General features: G+C 65.0%; 19 protein-coding genes, 1 tRNA gene and 1 pseudogene. 12 read left to right on the plus strand and 9 right to left on the minus strand.

The window, feature by feature from the left end; genetic code table 11:
* Nucleotides 1-347 (minus strand): annotated as a pseudogene (locus VMR03_RS04105) (pyrimidine 5'-nucleotidase); the annotation flags it as partial.
* A gap of 130 nt (nt 348-477) precedes the next feature.
* Between VMR03_RS04105 and VMR03_RS04110 the strand changes: the two are divergent.
* A complete protein-coding gene (locus tag VMR03_RS04110; RefSeq protein WP_325402558.1) occupies nt 478-1,743 on the plus strand; it encodes a DUF2336 domain-containing protein in 1,266 nt (421 codons plus the stop codon).
* Nucleotides 1,744-1,747: 4 nt separating this feature from the next.
* On the opposite strand, the gene VMR03_RS04115 is transcribed toward VMR03_RS04110, so the two are convergent.
* The 6 genes from VMR03_RS04115 to rpmH form a co-directional block, all read right to left on the minus strand.
* Nucleotides 1,748-2,908 (minus strand): DUF1036 domain-containing protein, encoded by a 1,161-nt coding sequence (locus VMR03_RS04115; protein ID WP_325402560.1) that lies wholly within the window; start codon nt 2,906-2,908, stop codon nt 1,748-1,750.
* On the minus strand, nt 2,905-3,834 hold the full coding sequence (gene argB, locus VMR03_RS04120) for an acetylglutamate kinase (RefSeq protein ID WP_325402562.1): 930 nt from the start codon (nt 3,832-3,834) through the stop codon (nt 2,905-2,907). The genes VMR03_RS04115 and argB overlap by 4 nt, the downstream gene beginning before the upstream one ends.
* A gap of 18 nt (nt 3,835-3,852) precedes the next feature.
* Nucleotides 3,853-4,650, minus strand: coding sequence for a ribosome biogenesis GTP-binding protein YihA/YsxC (gene yihA / locus VMR03_RS04125; protein ID WP_414693145.1), 798 nt, complete (start codon nt 4,648-4,650; stop codon nt 3,853-3,855).
* On the minus strand, nt 4,595-6,421 hold the full coding sequence (yidC, locus tag VMR03_RS04130; protein WP_325402566.1) for a membrane protein insertase YidC: 1,827 nt from the start codon (nt 6,419-6,421) through the stop codon (nt 4,595-4,597). The genes yihA and yidC overlap by 56 nt, the downstream gene beginning before the upstream one ends.
* Complete coding sequence (gene rnpA / locus VMR03_RS04135; RefSeq protein WP_325402568.1) at nt 6,414-6,857, minus strand: ribonuclease P protein component; 444 nt, start codon at nt 6,855-6,857, stop codon at nt 6,414-6,416. The genes yidC and rnpA overlap by 8 nt, the downstream gene beginning before the upstream one ends.
* 69 nt (nt 6,858-6,926) lie before the next feature.
* Nucleotides 6,927-7,061, minus strand: a complete 135-nt coding sequence (gene rpmH, locus VMR03_RS04140) for a 50S ribosomal protein L34 (protein WP_325402570.1) — start codon at nt 7,059-7,061, stop codon at nt 6,927-6,929.
* Nucleotides 7,062-7,381: 320 nt separating this feature from the next.
* On the opposite strand from rpmH, the gene VMR03_RS04145 reads away from it, so the two are divergent.
* The 4 genes from VMR03_RS04145 to glk all read left to right on the plus strand — a co-directional run bounded on the left by VMR03_RS04145 (nt 7,382) and on the right by glk (nt 12,170).
* Entirely contained in the window at nt 7,382-8,110 is a 729-nt protein-coding gene (locus VMR03_RS04145; protein WP_325402572.1) for a TVP38/TMEM64 family protein, read from the plus strand.
* Between the two features lie 14 nt (nt 8,111-8,124).
* On the plus strand, nt 8,125-9,549 hold the full coding sequence (locus tag VMR03_RS04150) for a dihydrolipoyl dehydrogenase family protein (protein WP_325402574.1): 1,425 nt from the start codon (nt 8,125-8,127) through the stop codon (nt 9,547-9,549).
* Between the two features lie 108 nt (nt 9,550-9,657).
* A complete protein-coding gene (locus VMR03_RS04155) occupies nt 9,658-11,175 on the plus strand; it encodes an ATP-binding protein (RefSeq protein WP_325402575.1) in 1,518 nt (505 codons plus the stop codon).
* Nucleotides 11,172-12,170, plus strand: a complete 999-nt coding sequence (glk, locus tag VMR03_RS04160) for a glucokinase (protein ID WP_325402577.1) — start codon at nt 11,172-11,174, stop codon at nt 12,168-12,170. Before VMR03_RS04155 ends, glk begins: the two co-directional genes overlap by 4 nt.
* Nucleotides 12,171-12,176: 6 nt before the next feature.
* On the opposite strand, the gene ggt is transcribed toward glk, so the two are convergent.
* Complete coding sequence (gene ggt, locus VMR03_RS04165) at nt 12,177-13,901, minus strand: gamma-glutamyltransferase (protein ID WP_325402579.1); 1,725 nt, start codon at nt 13,899-13,901, stop codon at nt 12,177-12,179.
* 67 nt (nt 13,902-13,968) lie between these two features.
* On the opposite strand from ggt, the gene VMR03_RS04170 reads away from it, so the two are divergent.
* Together VMR03_RS04170 and VMR03_RS04175 are read left to right on the plus strand one after the other, a co-directional pair.
* Nucleotides 13,969-15,009, plus strand: a complete 1,041-nt coding sequence (locus VMR03_RS04170) for a P1 family peptidase (RefSeq protein WP_325402581.1) — start codon at nt 13,969-13,971, stop codon at nt 15,007-15,009.
* 102 nt (nt 15,010-15,111) lie between these two features.
* A tRNA-Arg gene (locus VMR03_RS04175) sits at nt 15,112-15,188 on the plus strand.
* 92 nt (nt 15,189-15,280) lie between these two features.
* On the opposite strand, the gene VMR03_RS04180 is transcribed toward VMR03_RS04175, so the two are convergent.
* Complete coding sequence (locus VMR03_RS04180) at nt 15,281-16,102, minus strand: alpha/beta hydrolase (protein WP_325402582.1); 822 nt, start codon at nt 16,100-16,102, stop codon at nt 15,281-15,283.
* 186 nt (nt 16,103-16,288) lie between these two features.
* On the opposite strand from VMR03_RS04180, the gene VMR03_RS04185 reads away from it, so the two are divergent.
* The 5 genes from VMR03_RS04185 to VMR03_RS04205 all read left to right on the plus strand — a co-directional run.
* The gene (locus VMR03_RS04185) at nt 16,289-17,353 is read left to right on the plus strand and encodes a beta-N-acetylglucosaminidase domain-containing protein (RefSeq protein WP_325402584.1); all 1,065 of its coding nucleotides are present in this window, start codon (nt 16,289-16,291) and stop codon (nt 17,351-17,353) included.
* A 201-nt stretch (nt 17,354-17,554) separates the two neighbouring features.
* Nucleotides 17,555-19,504, plus strand: a complete 1,950-nt coding sequence (locus VMR03_RS04190; RefSeq protein ID WP_325402586.1) for an autotransporter domain-containing protein — start codon at nt 17,555-17,557, stop codon at nt 19,502-19,504.
* 238 nt (nt 19,505-19,742) lie between these two features.
* Nucleotides 19,743-20,480 carry a helix-turn-helix domain-containing protein gene (locus VMR03_RS04195; RefSeq protein ID WP_325402588.1) on the plus strand — a complete coding sequence of 246 codons (738 nt, stop codon included), beginning with the start codon at nt 19,743-19,745 and terminating at the stop codon, nt 20,478-20,480.
* A 25-nt stretch (nt 20,481-20,505) separates the two neighbouring features.
* A complete protein-coding gene (locus VMR03_RS04200; RefSeq protein ID WP_325402590.1) occupies nt 20,506-21,498 on the plus strand; it encodes an HlyD family secretion protein in 993 nt (330 codons plus the stop codon).
* The coding region (locus VMR03_RS04205) for an ATP-binding cassette domain-containing protein (protein ID WP_325402592.1) at nt 21,485-22,927 on the plus strand (1,443 nt) is incomplete at its 3' end. The genes VMR03_RS04200 and VMR03_RS04205, both read left to right, overlap by 14 nt.

Consider the following 22,927-nt stretch of genomic DNA (forward strand, 5'->3'; position numbering starts at 1 on the left):
GGCAGCGCGGCGATGGCGCGGCCGAGTGCCGCGTCGGGCGCGACGACGCCGACATCGATGTCATGAACATGGGCGAGGAAGCGTCCGGGCTCGATCCCGTGAACGGCCATCAATCCTGCAAGCGTCGTCCCGTGCTCGACATAGAAATCTTTCTGCACGCGCCTTGCCTCGATCGCGTCGACGGCCAGAAGCCCCATGATGAAATCGCACATCTTCTCGTCGATCTGCGCGAAGAGATCGCATTCCGGCGGATAGAGCGTGTTGTCGAGATCGAAGACCCAGTGCTCGACATGGCCGAAATCCGCAGCATGCCCGGATGGTAAAGATTGTCTGACGGAAGAAACCATGAGCATGGGCCGATGAGGGGCGGAAATGGCGTGATCCATATGTGCCGCGTCGCCGCTTCTCTGGCAAGCGTGTAAAGCTCGGAGGAATTTCTTAACGGGGATTTAAGCGGCGGCCCGCGAGACTCCGCCGATGCGCCTCGACCGCCTGAAAGAGTTTTTCTCCCGCCGGAAACTCCCCTCGGAGCTTCGCTACGAGGATGCGCGTCAGGCACTCGAGAGCCAGTCGCTCGCGGCGAAGCGCGAGCTCGCCGCCCGCGCCGATGCGCCGCCCGAGACGCTCTATTATCTCGCGGGCGACGACGACGCCTCCGTGCGGTCTCTGGTCGCCGCGAACGCCGCGACGCCTATCCAGGCCGACGAACTTCTCCATGTCGATCGCGACGGCGAGGTGCGCGCCGAGCTGGCGCGCAAGATCGCCCGCATCGTGCCCGACATGTCCGAACGAGAGCGCAGCCACATGCGCGACCGCATGATGCTGCTTCTCGAAAAGCTCGCCCGCGACGAACTCGTGCGCGTGCGCCGTATCGTCGCCGAGGAAATCAAATCCTGCCCGAATATTCCCAAACGTCTGGCGGTGCGGCTCGCTCGGGACGCGGAACTCGTGGTCTGTGGACCGGTGCTCGAATATTCGCCGCTTCTCTCCGACGAAGACCTTATCGAGATCGTGGCGACGACGCGTGTCCAGGGCGCCATTGAAGCCATCGCCCGGCGCCGCGAGGTCGGCGGCGGCCTTGCCGATGCCATCGTCGCGACGCTCGACATCCCGGCCATCGCCCAGCTCCTCGCCAATCCGCGCGCCGACATTCGCGAGGACACGCTCGACCGGATCGTCTCCGAAGCCGCGACGATCGAGGCCTGGCACCTGCCGCTTGTCATGCGGCCGGCGTTGTCGCTCCGCGCCATCCGGCGCATCGCGGTTTTTGTTTCGCGAGCGCTGGTCGAGGAGATCGGCCGGCGCCACAAGCTCGACGCCGAAACCCAGACATGGCTGAAGGCGCGCACCCAGACCCGTATCGAAGGCGATGCGCCGGACACGGCGCCCGACGCGATCCTCGCCGGCGTCAAGAAAGCCTTCGCTGCCGGAACGCTTGGCGACGATCTCGTCACCAAGGCCGCGTCCCTGAAGCAGAAGAGCGCGGTGACGCTCTCCCTCTCGCTTCTCTGCGGCGCACCGGAGCCGATCGTCGCTCGCGTTATCGACGTGAAGAGCGGGAAGGGTATCGCGGCGCTTTGCTGGAAGGCGGGTCTTACGATGCGCACGGCGCTCGCAATCCAGATTTTTGTTGCGAATGTTCCGATCGACGCCCGCGTCCTTCCGCGCGCCGGCATCGGCTATCCGATGGAGGAGCCGGAGATGCTCTGGCATCTGCAATATTTCGGCATTCCCGAAAGCTGAGAACCTATTTCAGCGTCACGTCGAAGACGGGCTTGCCGCCTGTGTCGACGCGCATGAAGCGCTTCTCGTCATAGCCGCGCGAGACGCAGGCGTCGCGCCCCCTGATCTCGAATCGCGTGGTCTTGGTGCAATAGCTTTCCGTCCCCGACCAGACGAGTGGGCGGCCGTCCTGGCGCGCCATCTGGCCCTTGTCGTCCACGGCTTCGGCATAGATGGCGTAGCTCGGCTGCGTGAGCTTGCCTTTGATCGCCTTGACGCAAGCCGATGGTTCGATGCGAATCCACCCGCTCGACATGTCGTCCTCCGGTCCGCGGAAGCCCACCGCCGCCCAGATGAGATAGTTCGTCTTGTTGCAGAGATTGAGTCCGCTGCGCTTCTGCTCCTCCTCGGCGCCCGCAATGAGCTGGCCGATCAGCGTCTCGTCGATCTCGCCCGTGGGCTCGTGCCCGGTTGCCCGCTGAAAGGCCATCACCGAGCGCAGCGTCGCCTTGGCCGCATAACCGTCGATCTTGGCGATGCGGAAGCCGTTGTCGTGCAACAGCCGCTGCACGCCGGCGACGCGGGCCTCGTCGAGCGAATAATTGCGCGGCTCGCCGAAGGTCGTCGTCCAGTCGTCGCCCGCTCGCGCCTCGACGCGGATGAACTCGTTCGACTCGTAGCCGCGCAGCGCGCAGTTGTCGCGGCCGGTAATGAAGAAGTCTTTCGGGATCGTGCAGAAGCGTTCATTGCCGGAGAAGTATTTCGCCGGCCCCTGATGCACGTCCATCGACCGCGCGAAGACGAAATAGCTCGCGGTTTTGACCGGGCCAGCGAGCAGGCTGGCGCAGCTTCCGGGCAGGACGCGCGTCCACCCTTGCGAATGCCATTCGGTTGCCGGCGCCTCGCCCTGCAGTCCGACTGCCCCCTGCAATACATAGCTCGTCGCGTTGCAGAGCTTGTAGTCGGCATGGGCGGGAGAGGGGAGGAAGAGCAGGCAGAGGAGGGCGATGCATGCGAAGACTTTTACCTCCCCCCCTGAGGGGGAGGTCGGAACGCGCAGCGTTCCGGGTGGGGGGGCTTCTTCGGAAGACTCCTTCTTCTTCCTTGCCCGGCGCCTACCCCCCTCCCAACCCTCCCCCTCAAGGGGGGAGGGCTTGAGAAAGAGGCATTGCCCCGCTCCCCTCAAGCCGAGGCCTTCTTCTGGATCAGCGTGCCGGCACCGTGCTCGGTGAAGAGCTCGAGCAACACCGAGTGGCGGACCCGCCCGTCGATGATGACGACGGCCTCGACGCCGCCCTCGACCGCGTCGATGCAGGTTTCGATCTTTGGGATCATGCCGCCGGAGATCGTGCCGTCCTTGATGAGCGCCTTGGCTTCGTCGACGGTCAGCTCCTCGATCAGGTTGCCCTGCTTGTCGAGCACGCCGCGCACGTCGGTGAGGAGGAGGAGGCGCGTCGCGCCCATTGCGCCGGCGATGGCGCCGGCCGCCGTGTCGGCGTTGATGTTGTAGGTGTCGCCGTTCGGCGCGACGCCGACAGGCGCGATCACCGGGATGATGTCCGATGCGATGATCGTCTGCAGTATCTGCGGATTGATCTTCGCCGGCTCGCCGACGAAGCCGAGATCGAGGATTTTCTCGATGTTCGATTCCGGGTCGTGAATCTTCTGCTCGACCTTTTTCGCGACGATGAGATTGCCGTCCTTGCCGCAGAGTCCGACGGCCTGACCGCCGGCGCGGTTGAGGAGCGAGACGAGATTCTTGTTGATCGAGCCGGCCAGCACCATCTCGACGACCTCGACGGTCGCCTTGTCGGTGATGCGCAGCCCGCCGGAAAACTCGCTCTTGATGCCGAGCCGCGTCAACATCGCGCCGATCTGCGGGCCTCCGCCATGCACGACGATCGGATCGACACCCGACTGCTTCAGCAGCACGATGTCGCGCGCGAATTCGAGACCCAGCGCCTCGTCGCCCATGGCATGACCGCCATATTTCACGACGATGGTCTTCTTGTCGTATTGCTGCATGAAGGGCAGCGCCTCGGAGAGCACCCGCGCCCGCTCCATGTCCTTGGCGTCTTCGGCCGGGTTATGCGTGTGGTGGTGGTCCGACATGAAGAGCGCGCTCCCCGCTTATTGTTCCCGCGCTTTATAGCCGATGGCTTGCGGATCGGCCAATCCGGCAATTTCGGCCCTGAGCTCGGCGATGCCCTCGCCCTTGACGGAGGAGGTTGCGATCACCGTCGGGTGGGCCGCGACATGGCGCCGGACGCCGGCCTTGACCTCTTCGAGCCGCTGGGCGAGTTCGCCGGGCTTCAGCTTGTCGGTCTTGGTGAGCACGACCTGGTAGGAGACGGCGGCGGTGTCGAGCAGCTTCATCGTCTCGTGATCGTTCTCCTTCAGCCCATGCCGCGCGTCGATGAGCACGATGACCCGGCGGAGCGAGGTCCGGCCCCGGAGATAGTCCATCACGAGCCGCGTCCAGGCGGCGACGGTCGCCTTGGTCTCGCGCGCATAGCCGTAGCCCGGCAGGTCGACGAGAACGAGGGCGGGCTGTTCGGGCTGGCCGAGCGCGAAGAAGTTCAATTGCTGTGTGCGGCCCGGCGTGTTCGAGGTACGCGCCAGCGTCGAGCGGCCGGTCAGCGCGTTGACGAGGCTCGACTTGCCGACATTGGAGCGGCCGGCAAAGGCGATCTCGGGGGCGCTGATCGGCGGGAGACCGTCGAGATCGACGACCCCGCGCATGAATTCGCACGGCCCCGCAAAGAGCTTGCGCCCGGCTTCGAGGCTCTGCGTGACGAGCCCCTTGCCTTCGAGGCTCGCCTTCTCCGGCGCCGGGCTTTCCGACGTGTTGGGCCCCTTGCCGGTCATGACGTCACGGCTTGTCGTCGCCGGCACCGCGCCGCGCGAAGATCTTGTCGAAGCCGAGATTGCTGAAAATCTCGATCGGCACGCCCTGCCGCCGCATGATGATGCCCTGCTGCAGCGCCGAGAGCGTGTTGTTCCAGGCCCAGTAGATGACGAGACCGGCCGGGAAGCTCGCCAGCATGAAGGTGAAGATCACCGGCATCCAGGTGAAGATCTGCTGCTGGATCGGGTCGGCGGGCGCGGGGTTCATGCGCTGCGTCACGAACATGGTGAAGCCCATGATGAGCGGCCAGAGACCGATCATCAGGAAGGCCGGCGGCATCCACGGGATGAGACCGAAGAGATTGAAGATCGTCGTCGGATCCGGCGCCGAGAGATCGTGGATCCAGCCGAAGAACGGCGCATGCCGCATTTCGATGGTGACGAAGAGAACCTTGTAGAGCGAGAAGAAGACCGGAATCTGGATCACCATCGGCAGGCAGCCGGCGATCGGATTGACCTTCTCTTTCCTGTAGAGCTCCATGATCTCCTGCTGCTGGCGCATCTTGTCGTCCTTGTGGACTTCCTTGATGCGTTCCATCTCGGGCTGCAACTTCTTCATCTTCGACATCGACTCATAGGAGCGATTGGCGAGCGGGAAGAAGGCGGCCTTGAAGAGCACGGTGATGATCAGGATCGCGATGCCGAAATTGCCGACCTCGCGCGCGATGAGATCGATCGCCTTGAACACCGGCTGCGTCAGGAACCAGAACCAGCCCCAGTCGATCAGCAGGTTGAAGCGATAGATGCCCTGATCCTTGTACTGATCGATGATCTTGGAAACCTTGGCGCCCGCGAAGAGGCGGTTGTTGACGGTGGCGCTCGAATTGGGCGCGACGGTCAGCGCCTCGTAGCGGAAATCCGCCTGGAAGCGTTCATGCTGCGGATCGGGCGTCGCGCCCGGCTCGGCGTTGAAATGCGCGACGAAGGCGCGGCCCGCTTCCGGCACCAGCGCCGTCGCCCAGTATTTGTCGGTGATGCCGAGCCAGCCTTCGCTGTCGGAAACGGTCTGCGCGCCGTCCTTGACGGCGGAGGCGTATTTGATCGCCGTCTCGCCATTGGTCTTGAACTCGCCGATGAAGCCTTCATGCAGGATGTAGAAAGCCTTGGTGTCGGGCTGGCCCGTGCGCGAAACGAGGCCGTAAGGATAAAGCGTGACGGCCGCGCCCGACTTGTTCTCGACGGTGTCGGAGATGGTAAAAAGAAAATGCTCGTCGAGCGAAATCGTGCGGTGGAAGACGAGACCCTCGCCATTGTCCCAGACGAGCGTCAGCGGCGTCTTCGGCGTGAGCTGCTCGCCCGCCGCGACCTGCCAGGGCGTGTCGCTCGAGGGAAGTTTCGTCTGCGTGCCCGGCGCCGCGACATAGCCGAATTCGGCGAAGTAGGGCTTGTCGCTGCGGGCCGGCGAAAGCAGCGTGATCTCGGGGCTCGTCTTGTCGACCGTTTCCCGATATTTGCGCAGATGGAGATCGTCGATGCGCGCGCCCTTGAGCGAGATCGAGCCGTCGACCTCATCGGAGTTGATGGCGACGCGCGGGCTCTGCTTCAGCGCTTCGTCGCGGGTGAGCTGCATCGCGGCGATCGTCGCCCCGCTCGACGGCACGGAGGCCGGGCCGCCCTGCACCTCGGGAAGCTTGGCGCCATTTGCGCCGGTCGCCTGGGACTGGGTCGGCTGTGTTTGAGCCTGGCGCGCCTTTTCCGCCTCCATGCGCGGCGTCACCACGAAATGCTGCCAGCCCACGAAGACGAGCACCGACAGCAGGATGGCGATGAGAAAATTGCGATTGTCACCCATGAAACGTGTCTTCCTTGCTCTCGGAACCTGATCGGTCCTCGGAGCCTCGTTGGGAGGAGTGGCCGCGCGCGGAGCGCTGCGGCCCGTGAAGTCTGGCGCCATGAACTTTCGTCATGGCGGCCCGCAGGTCGTCGAGGAGATCGGGCCATGCACGCGTCAACGTGCTCGCACGGCCAACGAGCACGTAGTCGTAGCCTTGTTTGGCGGCAACGGGAAGGATTTCGGAGGCGGCGGCCTTAAGGCGCCGCCTGGCGCGATTGCGGACAACGGCACCGCCGACTTTCTTGGTAACGGTGAAGCCCACGCGGGGTTCGGTCTCGTCGGCGCGGTCGAGCGCCTGCAGGACGAGACCCGTCGCCGCCCATTTGCGTCCTCCCGCGGCGGCGAGAAAGTCGCGCCGCTTCCGCAATCTGGCGATGTCGGTGCGGCGGGTCATATGGCTGTCCAGGGGGCCTCGCGTATCGGCCCGTTCACGCGGAAATCCCGCGGGAGAAGGGTCGCCGTATCAGGCCGAAAGCCGCTTGCGTCCACGCGAACGGCGGGCAGCGATAACCTTGCGGCCGCCCTTCGTCGCCATGCGCGCACGGAAACCGTGGCGGTGCTTGCGGACGAGTTCGCTCGGTTGATAGGTGCGTTTCACGTCTCTTCTCCGGCGGATCTGGCGGGAACCCGCCCGTTTTCGGGCTGCTCCTGCCGGCACCTCGGGGTGCCAGGAATACAAAGGCCGTCGGCGTTGCCGCCTGACGGCTGTCTGGCGGGGTGTATAGTCGATAAATCCGCCCGAAGTCAATGAAAGAGGCCGGTCTCACGGCGCCTGAACTCCGCTCACAATCGGGTGAGGCGGCAAGCTCGCCGGCTGCGCCGCGCCGAATTTCGCGTATGGTCTCGGCCAATGCCGGTGAAAGGAATGTTCTCTTTATGTTCCATTCGGCCGCGACCCTCGCAAAGGATAATGAGGCGATGACAGTAGATCCACCGGCATCCGACGCGGCGCGCCGCCTCTCGATCCGCCGCCTCTGGCCGCTGGCGGTGCTGGCGCTGGGCTTCGGCCTCTTCTTCGCGCTCGGCCTCCACCGCTATGTGACGCTCGATACGTTGCGCGACAATCGCCAGGCGCTGGCCGATTGGGTCGCGGCGAACCGGCTTTGGGCGCTCCTCGTCTACATGGCGCTTTATGCCCTGATGGTCGCCTTCTCGCTGCCCGGCGCCTTGATCGCGACGCTGACCGGCGGTTTCCTCTTCGGCACGATCCTCGGCGGAACGGCGACCGTCATCGCCGCCACGGCCGGCGCGACCGTTCTTTTCATCGCGGCGAAATCGGCACTGGGCGATCTCCTGCGCGCCAAGGCAGGCTCCGCCGTCGCGCGGATGGAAGAAGGCTTCCGCGCCAATGCCTTCAGCTATCTTCTCTTCCTGCGCCTCGTGCCGGCCTTCCCCTTCGTGCTGGTCAATCTTGCGCCGGCCTTTCTCGGTGTGCGGCTTTCGACCTTCATCGCGGCGACCTTCATCGGCATCATCCCGGGGACGTTCGTTTTCGCGAGTCTCGGCGCGGGCCTCGGCGCCGTCTTCGATCGCGGCGAAAGTCCGAACCTCGGTTTGATCTTCGAGCCGCAGGTGATCCTTCCTATATTGGCGCTCGCGCTTCTCTCCCTCCTTCCGGCGCTTTATCGCCGGCTTCGCAAGAACTGAACGGAATTCCGAACATGGCGCAAACGATCAAGGCCGATATCTGTGTCATCGGCGCAGGGTCCGGAGGGCTGTCGGTCGCGGCCGGCGCGGCGCAGATGGGCGCTCGTACCGTGCTCATCGAACGCGGCGAAATGGGCGGCGATTGCCTCAATACGGGCTGCGTGCCGTCGAAGGCGCTGCTCGCCGCCGCCAAACACGCCTACATGATGGGCGAGGGCGAGCCTTTCGGCATCGGCAAGGCAAAGCCCAAGGTCGATTTCGAGAAGGTGAACGCGCATGTGAAGGGCGTGATCGCGGCGATCGCGCCGAACGATTCCATCGCTCGCTTCGAAGGTCTCGGCGTCACCGTCATCAAGGAGCATGCCCGCTTCAAGGACGCGCGCACCGTCGTCGCCGGCCGCAAGGAAATAAGAGCCAGGCGTTTCGTCGTCGCCACCGGCTCCCATCCCGCCGTGCCGCCGATCCCGGGTCTCGACAGCGTGCCGTTCCTCACCAACGAAACGATTTTCAACAATACGACGCGTCCGGATCATCTGATCGTCATCGGCGGCGGTCCCATCGGCATGGAGCTCGCGCAGGCCCATCGCCGCCTCGGCTCGAAAGTGACCGTCATCGAGGCCGCGAAGGTTCTGGCGAAGGACGATCCCGAGCTTTCCGCCTTCGTCGCCGACCGCCTGATCCGCGAGGGCGTCGACATCCGCGAAGGCGCGAAGGTCGCCCGCGTCGAAGGCGAGGCCGGTCGGATCTCCGTCACCGTCGAGGAAGGCGGCACGACCAGCACGATCGAGGGCACGCATCTCCTCGTCGCGACGGGCCGCAAGCCGACCACCGACGGCCTCGATCTCGACAAGGCCGGTATCGAGACCGACGCGCATGGCATCAAGGTCGACGACCGGCTGCGCACCAGGAACAAGCGGGTCTTCGCCATCGGCGATGCGATCGGCGGATTGCAGTTCACCCATGTCGCGAATTATCACGCCGGCATCGTCATCCGTAACGCGCTCTTCCGCCTGCCGGCGAAGGTCGATTACGGTGCGATTCCATGGGTCACCTACACCGATCCCGAACTCGCCCATGTCGGCATCACCGAGGCCGAAGCCCGCGCTCGTCACATGAAGATCAACGTGCTGCGCTGGCATCTCGCCGAGAACGACCGTGCCCAGGCGGAGCGCGAGACGGAAGGCGAGATCAAGCTCGTCACCGACATGCACAGCCGCATCCTCGGCTGCACCATCGTCGGTCCTCATGCGGGCGAACTGATCCTGCCCTGGGTGCTGGCGAAATCGCAGGCGCTGAAGCTCTCGGCCATGGCCGGCATCGTCGCTCCCTATCCGACCTTGTCCGAAATCTCGAAACGCGCCGCCTCCTCTTATTACACACCGACGCTCTTCAGCGCCAAAACCCGCGCCATCGTCCGCTTTCTCGGCCTCTTCGGCTAAGAGGCGGAGGCCCAACGAGCGCATAGCCGGCCGTCCGGCTTCCTCCCTCCCGTCATATTTGCGATAAGATCGCCTTGGCGGATTGCGGCCGGGCGGGAGCGGAGCGGAATGGCCGAAAGCGAAATCGAGAACGGCAGGGTCGGGCGCTTGCGCAGCGGTTTCAGGCGCCCCGGCTTCAGGCTGGGTCAGAGCCTGTCGCGGCGGTTGCTCGTCCTCACCATCCTCTTCGTGATGCTGAGCGAAGTGCTGATCTTCGTTCCGTCCATCGCCAATTTCCGCAAGATGTGGCTCGAACAGCGTCTGAACGCGGCCCAGATCGCGGCGCTCGCGCTCGAGGCGACGCCGGACAACATGATCTCGCCGGCCCTGCAACAGGAGCTTCTCGAGAACGCGCAGGTCTATGCCGTCTCGCTTCATCGCGACGAGCGGCACCGGCTGATCCTGAGCGAGAAGATGCCGCCCGAGATCGACGCGCGCTACGACCTGCGCGACGCAATGGCGCCGATGCTGATCATGGATGCGTTCCACACGCTCTTCGCGGGCGACGGGCGGGTGATCGAGGTGACGGGCTCTCCGCGCTTCGGCGCCGGCGATTTCATCGAGATCGTCGTCGGCGAAACGCCGCTGCGCCAGGCCATGCTGCGCTATGGAACCAACATCTTCTGGCTCTCCCTCGTGATTTCCATCATGACCGCGAGCCTCGTCTATCTGGTGCTGCATCTCGTTTTCGTGCGGCCGATGCGCCGCATCACCGAAAACATGGTCGCCTTCCGCGAGAACCCTGAAGATGCCCGCCGCCTCATCGCGCCCTCCGCGCGGGAGGACGAGATCGGCGTCGCCGAGCGCGAACTGGGCGCCATGCAACGCGAAATCCGCGCCACGCTGAACCAGCGCGCGCATCTTGCCTCTCTCGGCGCCGCGGTGAGCAAGATCAATCACGATCTCCGCAACATCCTCGCCAATGCGCAACTGATCTCCGACCGTATCGGCGCGGTGAACGACCCGACGGTGCAGCACCTGGCGCCGCGTCTCTTCGCCTCGATCGACCGCGCGATCGACCTCTGCACGAAGACGCTTCGCTTCGGTCGCGCCGACGAGGAACCGCCGCATCGCGCACCGGTCCTGCTTGCGCCCCTCGTCGATGACGTGTGCGAACTCGTCGGCCTTCCCGTCGACGGTGGCACGCGTTGGATGAACGACGTGCCTCGCGATTTTGAACTCGTGGCCGACCGCGACCATCTCTTTCGCATTCTGCTCAATCTCGGCCGAAACGCGGTGCAGGCCATTCAGGACGGGAGCGCGGGCGAGGGCGAAATCCGCATAAGCGCCCGCCGGGCCGGCGATCATGTTCATATCGACATCGCCGATACGGGGCCGGGTCTTCCCGAAAAGGCGCGCGCCCATCTTTTCGAGCCCTTCGCCGGCAGTGCACGGGCGGGCGGCACCGGCCTCGGCCTTGCCATCGCCGACGAACTCGCGCGCGGACATGGCGGCCGCATCGACATGTTGACGACGGGGGAAAAGGGCACGACATTCCGCGTCTGCATACCGGGAGAGGGAACGATGCTCGATTGCCGCGAGGCCGAAGGAAATAGATCGACGACGCCGGGCGTCGCGGCCCAATGAGCGTGAGCGATCGTCTCTTTCTGGTCTCCGACATCGGCGGCACCAATGCCCGTTTCGCGCTGGCCCGCTTCCGCGGCGGCGATATCGACATCGAAGCGCCCGTAATTTTCCAGACGGCCGATTATTTGGGCCTTGAAGCGGCGCTCGACGTCTTTCTGGATCGCAAGGGCAGGCCTTCTCTCGACGCGGTGGCCGTTTGCGCGGCGGGGCCCGTCATCGGCGAGGGTGCGCAGGCGCGCATTCACATGACGAATTGCCCCTGGGACGTCTCGGTAACGGCGCTCGCGGCCGCGACCGGCGTCGCGCGACCGCTGCTCGTCAATGATTTCGCCGCGCTCGCGCTCGCCGTGCCGCATCTGACGCCGGCCGATCTCCATGCGGTCGGCGGCGGCACCGCCGATCCTCGCGCGCCCATCGGCATTCTTGGCGCAGGCACCGGCCTCGGCGTCGCCGCGCTCGTGCCCGACGGGCATGGCCGCTACGTCGCCGTTCCCGGCGAGGGCGGTCATGTCGATCTCGCGCCGACCGACGCGCGCGAACTCGCCGTCCTTACGCATCTGATGGGCATTCACGGACGCGTCTCTGTCGAGCGCGTGCTTTCCGGCCCCGGCCTCGTCTCGCTCTACATGTCGCTTGCCGCCCTCGACGGCGTCGCTGTCGACAGCCATCCGACGGGCGCCGATATTTCCGACTGGGCCGAAGCGAAAAGCTCGGCGCTCGCCATCGAGGCCGTTTCGATGTTCTGCGGCTGGCTCGGCGCGGTCGCCGGCAATCTCGCGCTGACGCTCGGCGCGAAGGGCGGCCTCTTCATCGGCGGCGGCATCGTGCCCGGCTGGATCGAACGCCGCTGCGGACTTTTCGACGAGGCGCTCTTCCGCCGACATTTCGAGGCGAAAGGCCGCTTCGAGAGCTACCTCGCCGCGGTCCCCGTCCATGCCATCATGCGCGGCGACACGGCGCTCCTCGGCCTCGCTTACGCGGCGGCCAGGGACTGACGCTTCTCAGTGCAATCCCCCGACCACCGTGCCGTCGCGGCGCGGATCGGCGCCGCCGTCGAGCCCTTGCGCGGTGAGGCGGATGCCGTGCAAGCCGCTCTTCAACTCGACGGGCTTCACCTCATGTCCGAGCTGTGTGAGTTGCGGCGTGAGTCTTTCGAGGGTTGTGCCCTGTTCGATCTCCAGCGCGCCGTTGCGATCGACGAAACGCGGCAGCGCCACGGCGCTCTGCATGTCCATATGCCAGTCGAGGAGCGCGATCAACGTCTCGGTCACATAGCCGATGATGCGGCTGCCGCCGGGCGACCCGACGGCGGCGAAGAAATCGCCGTCCTTGTCGAAGACGATGACGGGGTCCATGGCCGACAGGGGCCGCTTGCCCGGCGCGATCGCGTTGGCCACGGGCGCCCCGTTCACTTCCGGCACGAATGAAAAGTCCGTGAGCTGATTGTTGAGGATCATGCCGGCGGCCATGAGATGGCTGCCGAAAGGCCCCTCGACGGAGGTGGTCATAGAGACGACGTCGCCCCTCGAATCGTAAATGCTGAAATGGCTGGTCGAAGGCCGCGACATGTCCCCATTGAGACCGTAGGCGTCGGCACGGCGGTCGGAAATCTGGCCCGGCGCCGCCTGTCCCATCGACTGGCTCGGGTCGATGAGCGCCGCGCGCTTCCTGAGATAGGTCGCCTCGAGCAGCGAGTCCACGGGCACATGAACCTGATCGGGATCGCCGATAAATTTCGCCCGGTCCGCATAGGCGAGCTTCTCGGCCTCGGCGATGAAATGCACGGCGGTGAGAGACATGGGCTCGATCTGGCCCATGTCGAAGTTTTCGAGAATGCCGAGAATCTGCAGCGTCGAGATGCCGCCCGATGTCGGCGGCGGCATTGTGCAGATACGGTGGTCGCGATAGGCGCGGCAGAGGGGCTCGCGTTCCTTCGCCTGATAGGCGGCGAGGTCGGCGAGCGACAGCGTGCCGGGCAGGGAGGGGACATGCGCGACCGCGTCGACGATCTTCTGCGCGACCGTTCCGGCATAGAAGCCGTCCGCGCCCTTTTCTGCGATGATCTTCAGCGTCTCGGCGAGTTCGGGGTTCTTCAGCACCGCGCCGGCCTGAAGCGGTACGCGGTTGCCCTCCGCGTCCTTCGTGAAGAAATAATCCTGCACCACGGGAAGCGTTGCGAGCACCGGATCGCGCCCGATCGCCTCGGCGAGTTTCGGCGAGACCTTGAAGCCCTCCGTCGCGAGCCGGATCGCCGGCTCGAAGAGATCGGCCCAGGGCAATTTCCCGTGCTTCTGGTGTGCAAGCCAGAGAAGCCGCACCGCGCCGGGCGTGCCGACCGAGCGGCCGCTCAGCACGGCGTCGCGGAAGCCGAAGGGTTTCTTGTCCGCGTCGAGGAACATGTCGGGCGTTGCGCCCGCCGGCGCCGTCTCGCGGCCGTCATAGGCGTCGAGCTCTCCGCTGGCCGGCGACCAATGCAGCATGAAGGCGCCGCCGGCGAGCCCCGATGATTCGGGCTCGACGAGCGTCAGCACCGCCTGAACGGCGATGGCCGCATCGACGGCGCTGCCGCCTTCCTTGAGAATCTCGGCGCCCGCGTCGCTCGCATAGGGGTTGGCGGCGGCGACCATATAGGCGTGCCGCGTGCCCTCGCCGAATGTCCACCAGAGCGACAGCACGACGACGAGAAGAGCCGCCAGAATGACCGGCAGAATTCGCTTGAGCGGCATCACCTAATCCCCTTCACTCGTCGCCGCCATCGCCCACCCTGCCCAAGCGGCCATCCGGGGACAGCTTATGAACATCGGCACCATCCGCAAGGGAAAGCTCAACCTCATCACCGATGTGGACGGCATCTGTGTCGGAAATGCCGACGATGTGCGTATGCGGAGCGGCGTCACCGTTGTGCTGCCGGACACGCAGGCGGTCGCCGCCGTCGATGTGCGCGGCGGCGGGCCCGGCACGCGCGAGACGGACGCGCTCGATCCGACCTGCCTCGTCGATGCCGTGCATGGGCTCGTGCTCTCGGGCGGCTCGGTCTACGGGCTCGACGCGGCCTCGGGCGCGGTGGCCTGGCTTGGCGCGCGCGGGCGCGGATTTGCGCTCGGAAATTCGCCCAAGGTCGCGCCGGTCGTTCCCGCCGCCATCCTCTTCGACCTAACCAATGGCGGCGACAAGGACTGGGGCGAGGAGCCGCCCTATCGAGCCCTGGGCCGCGCCGCCTGCGAGAACGCCGGACGCGATTTCAAGCTCGGCAATGCGGGTGCGGGGTTCGGCGCGCGAGCGGGCACGCTCAAGGGCGGCCTCGGCTCGGCCTCGGCGACGGGCGAGGGCTTCACCGTCGGCGCCCTGATCGCCGTCAATCCTTTCGGCTCGGTGGTGATGCCGGGAAGCGGCGCCTTCTGGGCGGCGCCTTACGAGATCGACGGCGAGTTCGGCGCGCGCGGCTGGCCGACCGACATGACGGGCCTCGCGACGCGCGACCCCTTCGACGAGACGAAGGCGGCGCTTGCCGGCATCGCCCCCGGCACCAACACCACGATCGGCGTCGTCGCCACCGACGCGGACCTCACGCCGGCCGAGGCGCGCCGTGTCGCGATCATGGCGCAGGACGGGCTCGCCCGCGCGGTGCGACCGGTTCACGCGCCGGTCGATGGCGACGTGATTTTCGTGCTGGCGACGGGGAAAAGACCGCTCGGCCCGGAAAACCGCGCCGCCCGGCTCGCCTGGCTCGGCTCGGTCGCTGCCGATTGCGTGGCCCGTTCGATTGCCCGCGGCGTCTATGAGGCGGAAAGCCTAGGTGCGTCCGTGGCTTACAGGGACCGCTACGGAAAATAAAGACGCCGAAAAGCCTGACGGCACCCCTTGCCTTCGACGGCGCTTCCCTTTAAGAGTGGCGCCGCCCTTGAGACGCGGCTTCGGCCTTGCGTCCTTCGGTTAGCGCCGGTAGCTCAGCTGGATAGAGCATCAGACTACGAATCTGAGGGTCGGAGGTTCGAATCCTTCTCGGCGCACCAATCCCCCGATAATTCATTTTGGCCGATAGCCGGCAACCGTCCGGCGCCGCCTTGCGGGCGACGCCGGGTCACGATCCTGAACGCCGGAGGCCTCACGCCTTGATGAAGGCGAGGAGGTCGGCGTTGATCGTCTCCGCGTTGACCGTGCACATGCCGTGCGAGAAGCCCGGATAGATTTTCAGCGTCGCATCTTTGACGAGTTTCGACGACAGCATCGCGGAAGCGCCGATCGGCACGATCTGGTCGTCGTCGCCATGCAGGATCAGCGTCGGCACGTCGAACTTCTTCAGGTCCTCGGTGAGGTCCGTCTCCGAGAAGGCCTTGATGCAGAAATAGGAGGCCGGAAAGCCCGCCATCATGCCCTGCAGCCAGAAGCTTTCGCGGATGCCTTCCGAGACTTTGGCGCCCGGCCGGTTGTAGCCGTAGAAGGGCAGGGTGAGGTCCTTGAAGAATTGCGAGCGGTCGGCGACGACGCCGGCGCGGATGCCGTCGAAAACCTCGATCGGCAGGCCGCCCGGATTGGCCGGCGTCTTCAGCATCAACGGCGGCACGGCGCCGATCAGAACGGCCTTGGCAACCCTCTGCGTGCCGTGGCGGCCGATATAGCGCGCGACCTCGCCGCCGCCGGTCGAGTGGCCGACATGGATCGCGTCCTTGAGGTCGAGATGCGCGACGAGCTCGGCGAGATCGTCGGCATAGGTGTCCATGTCGTTGCCCTGCCAGGGCTGGCTCGAGCGCCCGTGTCCGCGCCTGTCATGGGCGATGCAGCGATAACCCTGCGAGGCGAGGAAGAACATCTGGCTTTCGAAGGCGTCCGCGCTGAGCGGCCAGCCGTGGCTGAAGACGACGGGCTGTCCCGTGCCCCAGTCGTTGTAATAGAGCTCCGTGCCGTCCTTCGTCGTGAAGCTGCTCATGGCGGTATGCCTTCCATGTTGTAAAGGGCCTGCCGCGTACGCTAGCACCGGAGAATGACAAGCGGTTGGACGGGAAGCGCCATTTCATGGATGAGGGCGAAAATGCTTCATCCCGACACACGCTTTCGCTGGTCGTGTCGGCGACACGCGATGTAGCTTTGCCCCGTTTCGCAGGGTGGAGGGGACATGACGGTCGAGCTGGGCATCATCGAAGGCTATTACGGCAGGCCCTGGAGCTGGGCCGTCCGCGCGGAGACGGTGTCCTTCCTCGCGCCCTATGGCTATGGCTTCTATCTCTATGCCCCGAAAGCCGATCCGTTTTTGCGCCGCCGCTGGCAGGAGGATCATCCGCGCGACATGGCGGACGGCCTTGCGGCTCTCGCGGCGCATTGCCGTGGCGCCGGCGTACGCTTCGGCGTCGGCCTGAGCCCTTACGAGATCTATCGCGACTTCAATGCCGACGCGAAAGAGGCGCTGGCGCGCAAGCTCGCCTTTTTCGACGCGCTCGGCGTCGATGACCTCGCGATCCTCTTCGACGATATGGAAGGGAGCCAGCCCGATCTCGCCGAGGCGCAGGTGGCGGTCGTCGACTGGGCCGCGAGCCGCACCCGCGCGAGCCGTATTGTCATGTGCCCCAGCTACTACACCGACGATCCGGTGCTCGACCGCCTCTTCGGCCGCAGGCCCGAAGGCTATCTTCGGAAGCTGGGTGAATTGCTCGATCCCGCCATCGGGATTTTCTGGACGGGCGAGGAAGTCTGTTCGCGCGAATACAGCCCCGGCCATCTCGCCCGTGTCGGCGAGGAGCTGCGCCGCAAGCCATTCCTCTGGGACAATTATCCGGTCAATGACGGGCCGCGCATGTCGCCTTTTCTCCATCTGCGCGCCTTCACCGGCCGCCCGGCCTCGATTGCGCCTTGGATTGCCGCGCATGGCGTCAACCCCGCCCTGCAGCCGGTGCTGACGCGCATTCCGGCGTTGACGCTTGCCGAAAGCTACCGTCTTGGTGCGGATTATCAATATGGCAAGGCCTTCGAGACGGCCGCCTCCGCCGTCCTCGGGGCGGACTTCGCCGCGCGCTTGCGCCGCGACCTGATCCTGCTTCAGGATGTGGGCCTCGACCAGCTCGGCGAGTCGGCGGCGCATCTGCGCGGCAAATATGGGGCGATCGACCATCCGGCGGCGCATGAAATCGTCGCCTGGCTCGACGGTGCATGGCGTATCACCGAGGACGTCATGCGGGCGCAATGACGTCCATATGATCCCTATGCGGAGCGCATGTCGTTTCGCTGCGTTCGCCGGATATGCGAGCCCCTGTGTCTTTTACGCATGGGGGCTGGAAATTCACCGTTCTTTCTGTCGCAGGCGGGCCAGGGAGCTGGAATGCCGCGAGTTAAGCTTGAAAAATTTTCCCAACCGCGAAGAATGAGAACAATAAGGTTTGGGGGGATCATGAAGATGTTTGCACGTCCGGGCGCGCGCCCGCTGTCGTCTCGCCCGGCGTCGCCCGGCTTGCCGTCGTTGCTCGCCGCGGCTCTTGGAAGCCTGTTTGCGATGGCGATGCCCGCCGCGGCACAAGAGCAATATGGACAGATCATCGTCTTCGGCGACAGCTATGCCGACAATGGCAACCTGGTCAACGGTGCGCTGATCGTGCCGGGTGAGGACTATCCGCGGCATTCGACGACCGGGCTCGGCCCGCTCGGCTTTTTGGTCTATCCGACGGCGCTGCAGTCGTTGCTCGGCATCCCCGACGAAGGCATGCTCAACTACGCTTTTGCAGGTGCGAATTCCGGCTCCGGCTTTCCGCCGCTGATGCTCGGCTATGGCGAACAGATCGACTGGTCGCTCTCTCACGGTCAGACATATGGCGCCCGCGATCTCGTCGTCATCAATATCGGCGGAAACGACGGCGGCATGTCGTCCGGCGGATTGAGCGTCGCCGACGCTCCCGCGACCGCGCTGACCGCGGCCGCAAACATCGAGGCGGGTATCGGCAAGCTCGTCGACGCCGGCGCTCGAAACTTCATGCTGAGCACCTTCGACGATCCGAGCGTGATCCCGAACATCGCCAGCGGCTCTCTCGGGCAGGAGGCGATCGACGCCGCCAAGCTTTACGGCGCGGTCCTCTTTCCGGCGGTGCAGGAGAGTCTCGTTCCCTATGCCGAGGCGGGCGTCAGGATCTTCACTTTCAATCTGAGCCGCATGGCGGAAGAGATCAACGCGAACCCGGCGCTTTACGGCTTTGCCGACGTCACCACCCCTTGCCAGGGGACGCCCGAATGCGCGACGCCGACCTCGCCGGGGCAATATACCAACGCGACCTTCGACGGGCTGCATCCGACGACGGGTGCTTTCCTGGTCATCGCGAAATACATGAACAATCTCCTGCAGGCGCCGACGACCTTTCCGGCGCAGGCCGACCTCGCGCAATCCATGACGTCGAATTTCGAGACGATGCTGTTCGGGCGCCTCGATGCCAGCCGTCGCTTTGCCGCCGCCGACCGTCTCGCGCTCTTTCCGCATTCGGTCGATGTCGCGTCGGCCGCCGGCGATGTTCCTGCGATGGGCGCGCGCCGCCTCCTGCTCTCGGTGGAGGCCACGGGCGCGACCGGCCGGCATGACGGCAATGCCGACACCTCGGACTACCGCTACACAAGTGGCGGCGGCAGCATCGGGCTCGACTATCTGCTCGACAGCCATGTCTCCATCGGCCTCGCCTTCAACTACGCCAACCCGCATCTGGAGCTTGCCGACGACGCCGGGAATATCCGCTCGGACAATTATCAGTTCGCCGCCTATGCGAGCCTCGATTATCCGAACTGGTTTGCCGACGTGCTGGCGCAATATGGTCGCGGCGAGTACCGGCTCGACCGTCCGGGCGTCGTCGATACGATCCGCGGGAAGACGCATGCGGACAGTTATGGCGCCGCCCTGCGCGCTGGCTGGCTCTTCGACGGCACGTCGTTCCGGTTCGGCCCGCTCGCCGGCCTCGCCTGGCGCAAATCGAACGTCGCCGCCTATACCGAAACGGGCGATCCGCTTCTGACTTTCGACGTCGCCAAACAGTCCATCGACGCCCTGACCGGCAGCGCGGGCCTGCAGCTCCGCTTTCCCGGTATCTTCGGAACGGATACCGCGAGCCCCTATATCAATCTGACGCTCGAACATGAATTCAAGGAGGGAAGCCGCACACTCCTCGTCACCGAAACGCAGTCGCCGCTCCTGCCGATCTACACGCCGATCGAGGGTGGTGGACACGAGACCTACGGCAAGCTGCAGGCGGGCGCGAGCGCCGCACTCGGCGAAGATTTGAACCTGATCCTCGCCGCCGCCTCCACATTCGGCCGCGCCGGCAGCTACGACATCGCAGGGAATATAGGTCTCGCCTGGCGGTTCTGAGCGGCCGGCACAAGCGGTTGTGGCGGATGTCGGCGGGGGCCTTGCGTCCACGCGATCGACGAAATAGTGCGCTCTGTAAATAAGTTCACAGACGAAGAATGCCTCATTTTGCAGGCAAATCTGCAGGGAATCCGCGCATAGGTATTAGCACCTATAGGTGGAATTGCGGATTTCGCTGCCGCGTTTCGGCCGACATGATCCCCCTATCGAACAAGCTAATCGGGAAATGGGGTTCGTCATGGCGACCAATCTGGCTCACAACGGAACAACGGTTCGCGGCGCGCTGGCAAAGCGTCCTTGGCCGGTCATCGTCGGGGGCATTGCCGCCCGAAACATCCAGACGGACGATGAACTCTCTGCCCTTCACCACACGGGCGCCACGGTTGCCTTCGGCCGCAACGAGACGATCTTCAACGAAGGCGACACGGCGAAATACGCTTACAAACTTGTGAGCGGCGCCGTCCGGCTCTGCAAGCTTCTGCCCGACGGTCGCCGGCAGATCGCGGATTTCTATCTCGATGGCGACCTCTTCGGCTTCCTCGATCTCGACGACTACGCCTTCAGCGCCGAAGCCATCACGAATGTCACGGTCGTTCGTTATGTGCGCAGCCAGGTCAGGTCCATCGAGGAAGAGGACGGCGCCCTGCGGCGCACATTGACGAAGATGCTTCATCAGCGCCTGTCGCGCGCCCAGAGCCATCTGGTCATGCTCGGCCGCCAGACCGTCAAGGAACGCATCGCGTCATTCCTGATCCAGATGGTCGAACGTCTCGATGCCGACACCCTGGGCAAGGCATGCGTCGATCTGCCGATGGGTCGTCAGGACATCGCCGATTACCTTGGTCTGACCATCGAAACGGTCTGCCGGGCGTTGAGCGATCTCAAACGTGCTGGCATCATCGCCGTGCCGAATACGCATCAGATCGTCATCAATGACATCGAGACGCTCCACACCATCATCGACGGCGATATCTGAGCACCCCCGTTCCGCGGAGAAGGTTATGAGTAAGAGGGTCCTGTTCCTCGCGGCGCTGGGGGCCGTGATATTGATCGCCGTCGCAGGCTATGCGTGGTGGCAATGGACTCACCCGGGATTGCCGGATGGGTTTGTCGAGACCAACGGTCGGCTGGAGGCGGAGCAGGTTCAGGTCGCGGCCAAGACATCGGGCCGCGTCATGGAAGTTCTCGCCGAAGAGGGCGATTTCGTGCGGGCAGGGGCCGTTCTGGCGCGCATGGATACGCGCGACGTCGAAGCCCAGTTCCTGCAGGCCAAGGCCCAGTTGCAAAGCGCCAACCGCGCGAAGGAAGAAGCCGTCGCCAATGTCGCGCAGCGCGAGGCGCAGCGGATTCTCTATCGCCGGCAGTTCACGCGCGTGTCGAAGCTCAACAAATCGGGCTATGCCTCGAACGACCAGCTCGATCAGACGCGCGCGCAGCTCGACGCGGGCGAGGCCGGTTATAATGCTGCCGTCGCAAGCGTCAGCCAGGCCGACGCGGCCATAGAAGCGGCGGCGGCCACGGTTCAACAAATTCAGACGGTCCTTGACGACGCCATTCTGGTTGCGCCGCGCTCGGGCCGCGTGCAGTACAAGCTCATCCAGCCCGGAGAAGTCGTCGGCGCGGGGACGGCGATCCTGACGCTTCTCGACGTGACGGACGTCTACATGACGGTCTTTCTGCCGGCGAAAGTGGCGGGCGGAATGAGGATGGGCGACGACGCACGGCTCGTCCTCGATCCGGCGCCGCAATATGTGGTCCCGGCCAAGGTCACCTTCGTCGCCGCGGATGCCCAGTTCACGCCGAAATCGGTCGAGACGGCGGACGAACGCGAAAAGCTGATGTTCCGCGTCAAGCTGAACGTCGATCCGGATTTGCTGAAGCGCTATGAGACCGTCGTCAAGACGGGTGTGCGCGGCGTCGCCTATGTCCGTTATAAGCAGGGTGTCGATTGGCCCGCCACGCTTGCCGTAAAGCTGCCAGATGAGCCCCGCTGACAAGGCCTTCGCCGTCGAGCTCAGGTCGCTGAAGCATCGCTACGCCCGCGTCGCGGCCGTCGACGACATCTCGCTTCGGATACCGGCGGGGATCATCGCCGGGTTGATCGGGCCCGACGGCGTCGGCAAGTCGACGCTGCTCGCCCTGGTCTCGGGCGTCCGCAAGATCCAGCAGGGCGACGTCATCGCGCTCGGCGGCGACATGCGCGATCCGATCCACCGCAGCCACAGCCACAGGCGCATCGCCTATATGCCCCAGGGCCTGGGACGCAATCTCTATCCGACATTGTCCGTCTTCGAAAACCTCGACTTCTTCGGCAGGCTCTTCGGCCAGGGCAAGGCGGAGCGCGAACACAGGATCGCAGAGCTTCTGAAGGCGACGGGCCTCGACCCCTTTCCCGATCGTCCGGCCGGCAAGCTTTCCGGCGGCATGAAGCAGAAGCTCGCGCTCTGCTGTGCGCTGATCCACGATCCGGATCTTCTCATTCTCGACGAGCCGACGACTGGCGTCGATCCGCTGTCGCGCCGTCAATTCTGGGATTTGATCGACCGTATGCGCGCGCGCCGGCCCGGCATGAGCGTCGTGGTCGCGACCGCCTATATGGAGGAGGCCGACCGGTTCGACTGGCTGGCCGCCATGAATGCCGGCAAGTTGATCGGATACGGCAGCCCCGCCGAGCTGAAGGTGCAAACCGGACAGACGACGCTCGAGGAAGCCTTCATCGCGCTCCTGCCGGAAGAACTGCGCGCCCAGCATGTTCCGGTCGTGGTGCCGCCGCGGCATGACGGCGACGGCGTGCCGGCGATCGAGGCGAAGGACCTGACCTGCCGCTTCGGCGATTTCGTCGCCGTGGATCATGTGAGTTTCGCGATCGAGCGGGGCGAGATATTCGGCTTCCTCGGCTCGAACGGTTGCGGCAAGACGACCACCATGAAGATGCTGACCGGGCTTCTGCCGGCGACGGAGGGGGAGGCGCGGCTCTTCGGCGAGCCTCTCGATGCCAGCGACATGGAAACCCGCCGGCGCGTCGGCTACATGTCGCAGTCCTTCTCGCTCTATTCGGAACTGAGCGTGCGGCAGAATCTCGATCTGCACGCCAAGCTCTTCGAACTCCCGCGCGATCAGGTGGGCCCCCGCATCGAAGAGGTGCTGCGGAGCTTCGATCTTGCGGATGTCGCGGACCAGAACCCGGACAGCCTGCCGCTCGGCATTCGCCAGCGTTTGCAGCTCGCGGTCGCCGTCATCCATCGGCCGGAAGTCCTGATTCTCGACGAGCCGACCTCCGGTGTCGACCCGATCATGCGCGACCAGTTCTGGCGCTATCTGATCGATCTCTCGCGCAACCAGAAGGTGACGATCTTCATCTCGACGCATTTCATGAACGAAGCCGAGAGATGCGACCGCATTTCGCTGATGCATGCGGGCAAG

The organism is Parvibaculum sp., assembly GCF_035511255.1.
In the GTDB taxonomy this organism is placed as follows: domain Bacteria; phylum Pseudomonadota; class Alphaproteobacteria; order Parvibaculales; family Parvibaculaceae; genus Parvibaculum.